5 protein-coding genes are annotated in these 3379 nt (G+C 51.0%); 2 read left to right on the top strand and 3 right to left on the bottom strand.

Annotated elements, in window-relative coordinates:
• The first annotated feature begins 145 nt into the window (after window positions 1–145).
• A complete protein-coding gene (locus tag P1P86_16570; GenBank protein MDF1576801.1) occupies window positions 146–412 on the top strand; it encodes a YkgJ family cysteine cluster protein in 267 nt (88 codons plus the stop codon).
• Here the strand turns inward: P1P86_16570 and lipB are convergent.
• Entirely contained in the window at window positions 357–1067 is a 711-nt protein-coding gene (gene lipB / locus P1P86_16565; protein MDF1576800.1) for a lipoyl(octanoyl) transferase LipB, read from the bottom strand. The two genes, P1P86_16570 and lipB, sit on opposite strands and share 56 nt — an antisense overlap.
• Complete coding sequence (lipA, locus tag P1P86_16560; GenBank protein MDF1576799.1) at window positions 1060–1959, bottom strand: lipoyl synthase; 900 nt, start codon at window positions 1957–1959, stop codon at window positions 1060–1062. The genes lipB and lipA overlap by 8 nt, the downstream gene beginning before the upstream one ends.
• Window positions 1960–2010: 51 nt before the next feature.
• Between lipA and P1P86_16555 the strand changes: the two genes are divergently transcribed.
• Window positions 2011–2637, top strand: coding sequence for an NUDIX hydrolase (locus tag P1P86_16555; protein ID MDF1576798.1), 627 nt, complete (start codon window positions 2011–2013; stop codon window positions 2635–2637).
• 2 nt (window positions 2638–2639) lie between these two features.
• Here P1P86_16555 and P1P86_16550 read toward each other — a convergent pair whose 3' ends face one another.
• Entirely contained in the window at window positions 2640–3068 is a 429-nt protein-coding gene (locus P1P86_16550) for an antibiotic biosynthesis monooxygenase (GenBank protein ID MDF1576797.1), read from the bottom strand.
• Between the last annotated feature and the right edge of the window lie 311 nt (window positions 3069–3379).

Raw genomic sequence — 3379 nt, 5'->3', positions numbered from 1 at the left:
ACGTCAAGATCTAAGTGCTATATCGCTGATTATCTTTGCTTTAATAAATCGCACCGAGAGGCGTGACGAAAACAGGAGGGAAGTAAGATCATTTCGATAAGTTTCATAACTTGGGGCTGTGTCAAAAGAGACAATCTCTGTTTTTATGGATTGCAGAAAACACTGCGGGGCCTGCTGCATCGCTCCTTCTATCTCCTCTCCCATTCCGGGTATGCCGGATGGAAAACCTGCCGGAGTGCCCTGCATTCATCTCAGCGCCGATTACAGTTGCCGGATCTATAGTGATCTTCAACGGCCAAAGGTCTGTGATCAGTTCCAGGCAGACCGGGCTGTTTGCGGGACCAGCCGGAAGGAGGCTATGATCCTACTGGGCGATCTGGAGCAAGGAATCGTCTCATCAGGATCTCCTTAAGCTCCCTTTTGATCCCTTCAAAATCCCGGGGCCCGCCCAGCTCCTTCTCCATGGAGGTGACCCCCCTGGTCTCAAAGCCGCAGGGATTGATGTAAGTAAAATAGTCCAGGTTGGTATTTACGTTCAGGGCAAAGCCATGCATGGTTACATATCGACCCGAGCGGACTCCAATGGCACATATTTTTCTTGCCTTAACCGGGTGATCGGCATCCAGCCAAACGCCTGTGGCCCCTTCCAGATGGGTAGCCGCAATCCCGTATCCATCCAGCAATTCAATGATAGCATTCTCCAGCAGGGTGATATACGGTTTCAGTCCGATTCCCAAAAGCTCCAGGTCCACTATCGGATAACCCACAATCTGACCCGGACCATGATAGGTGATATCTCCTCCACGGTTGGTTTTATAATAGGTTGCCTTAATCTTTTTTAAAAAATCCTGCCGGATCAGCAGGTTATGCTCATCTCCGCTTTTCCCCAGGGTATAGACGTGGGGGTGTTCACAAAACAGGAGATACTGGGAAGGCCGCAACCGGCCTTCGGGCTGACGCTTATAATCCACCAGCCTGCTAAAGCGCTCCTCCTGATAATCCCAGGCCTCCTGGTAATCGATTAAGCCCAGATCTTTAAAGCAGATATCGAACCCCTGCTCACCCATTTGTCCGGCCTTTCTTTATAGAGGCATGTTTCCCGGCATGGTAGGAAGAGCGCACCAGGGGACTGGATTCCACTGCCCTGAAACCTTTTGCATGGGCTTGCTTCCTGTAATATTCGAACTTATCCGGATGGATGTATTCATCCACCGGCATATGAGCCAGGGTGGGTTGCAGGTACTGCCCCAGGGTCAATACCTCACATCCGCTCCCGATCAGGTCATCCATGGTCTGTAATATTTCCTGCTCGGTCTCACCCAGTCCCAGCATGATTCCTGATTTGGATATAAGAGCGGATTGAGCAATCTGGCTGATCACCTGAAGGCTCCGCTGGTACCGGGCCCTGGATCTGACCCGGGGAGTAAGCCGCTCCACGGTCTCCAGGTTATGGGAGATCACCTCCGGAGCTGCATCAATGACCAGCTGAACCAGCCCGGGAAGAGCATCAAAATCGGGAATCAGAGTCTCCATGGTCAGACCGGGCACCTCCTCTTTCAGGATTTGGATGGTGCGGGCCCAGAATCCTGCGCCCTTATCCTCCAGATCATCCCGGTCCACCGAGGTAAGCACCGCATGCCGGATCCCCATGGTCCGGATGGTACGCGCCAGACGAAGGGGTTCTTCCTCATCCACCGGCAGGGGTTTCCCGGTCTTTACCGCACAAAACTTGCAGGAACGGGTACAAATATCCCCCAGGATCATAAAGGTGGCCGTTCCGGCCGCCCAGCATTCCCCGATATTGGGACAGTTTCCACTGGTGCAGATGGTATGCAGCCCATGCCTGACTACCTGCTCCTTCACCTGCATATAGCGGTCACCTCCCGGCATCTGCATTCGCATCCAGGAGGGTAATCTCTTTCTGTCTTTCAGATCACATCTGCTGTTTCCGCCTTTCATGATGCGAAGATAGTCAGAAATATGCTAAATTGAGAGTTCTTTGAAACAGGCATGAAGAATCAAAACGAAATGCTTCAGCTGGTCAAGCAGGTGCAGGCACTGGCTGAAAACGGGCTCCACTATTCGGAGAATGATTTCGACCTGGACCGCTACCAGAATCTTGAAGAGATCTCTTTAAGAATGCTTTCGCTGGTCACCGGGCTTCCCGCGGAAACCATTGAGGTCGCCACACCTGAACGAAACGGCTACCGCACTCCGAAGGTGGATGTGAGAGCGGTTATCTTTAACGACCGGGATGAGATTCTGATGGTCAGGGAACGGGTCGATGGCCGCTGGTCGCTTCCCGGCGGCTGGTGTGATGTGGGCTACACACCTACGGAGACCGCCGAGAAAGAAAGCCTTGAGGAAGCAGGCCTCAGGGTAAAGGTAAGCCGTCTGCTGGCAGTTTTTGACAAGAAATGCCACGAGCACCCCGAAGACCTCTTTTATGCCTACAAGATCTTCCTGGAATGTGTGCCTGAGAACCTGGAGATTTCCACGGGCATGGAAACCCTGGATGTGGGATTCTTCGCCCGGGATAAGCTCCCCGAGCTATCCACCCCCCGCATTACAGCCGGACAAATCCATAAAATGTTCGATTTTCATTTCAACAGGATTCCCTGGCCCCTCATTGACTGAGCCTATCGTTCATTGGCTCCCGGGCAGATCCAGTAGGTATAATTTGTGCCAGATCTGAAGGAAGTATCCCGGATGTCCCTGGTTTCCGCAATGTGTTTTTTAGTATGCTCCAGCTGCATGTGGGCATTGTGATCTCCTTTGGTGGCCCAGGTTTCCGTAATGCAAAAGATCGTACTGTCATTGTAGGACTGGAACATGGAATAATCGAGGCAACCGGGCTCTTTTGCCAGTACTTCTGTCTTGCAGGCATCAAAGGATTGTTTCAGGAATGCCACACTCTCCGGTTTCACCTTAATTTCAAACCTCATGACAACCACCATGGAATCCTTGTCAAAGGAACATTCTCTTTCCGGGTCGCTGCCCACAGAACTGCCCGAGAACAGCACCAGGACCATTAGTCCGGCCAGGCCTGTAAAAATAATTTTCTTCATCATTTTGCTATTATAGTAGTAGTGAAATCACGTTCAATATACTCATAAAAGAAGGATGTGGACAAAAAAAAGAAAGTCTCAAAAGGCACCCGCCTGAATATGTTGCATATTCCTGCGATTTCGGACACCCGTTCCCGCTGAAAGCGGACACTCAGTCCTGAGTTATCCGGACAGTCGTTCCTGGGCAAAACGGACACCTGTTCAGCACACATTTTCGCAGTCATTTTCATGCCTAAATTTAGTTATTTTTATATTTCTTCCTCATTGATTCTTCTCCATCAAGTTCGATCCTATGTGAACTATGCACCAGC

The organism is Bacteroidales bacterium (assembly GCA_029210725.1).
Lineage (GTDB): Bacteria > Bacteroidota > Bacteroidia > Bacteroidales.
The sequence above is the reverse complement of the archived record's forward strand: the minus strand, read 5'-3'. Positions and strand labels throughout refer to the sequence as shown.

Excerpts from the sequence above, each read along its gene's own strand:
- P1P86_16570 (MDF1576801.1), top strand. The coding sequence starts at position 146 with ATGGATTGCAGAAAACACTGCGGGGCCTGCTGCATCGCTCCTTCTATC.
- lipB (MDF1576800.1), bottom strand. The coding sequence starts at position 1,067 with ATGGGTGAGCAGGGGTTCGATATCTGCTTTAAAGATCTGGGCTTAATC.
- lipA (MDF1576799.1), bottom strand. The coding sequence starts at position 1,959 with ATGAAAGGCGGAAACAGCAGATGTGATCTGAAAGACAGAAAGAGATTA.
- P1P86_16555 (MDF1576798.1), top strand. The coding sequence starts at position 2,011 with ATGAAGAATCAAAACGAAATGCTTCAGCTGGTCAAGCAGGTGCAGGCA.
- P1P86_16550 (MDF1576797.1), bottom strand. The coding sequence starts at position 3,068 with ATGAAGAAAATTATTTTTACAGGCCTGGCCGGACTAATGGTCCTGGTG.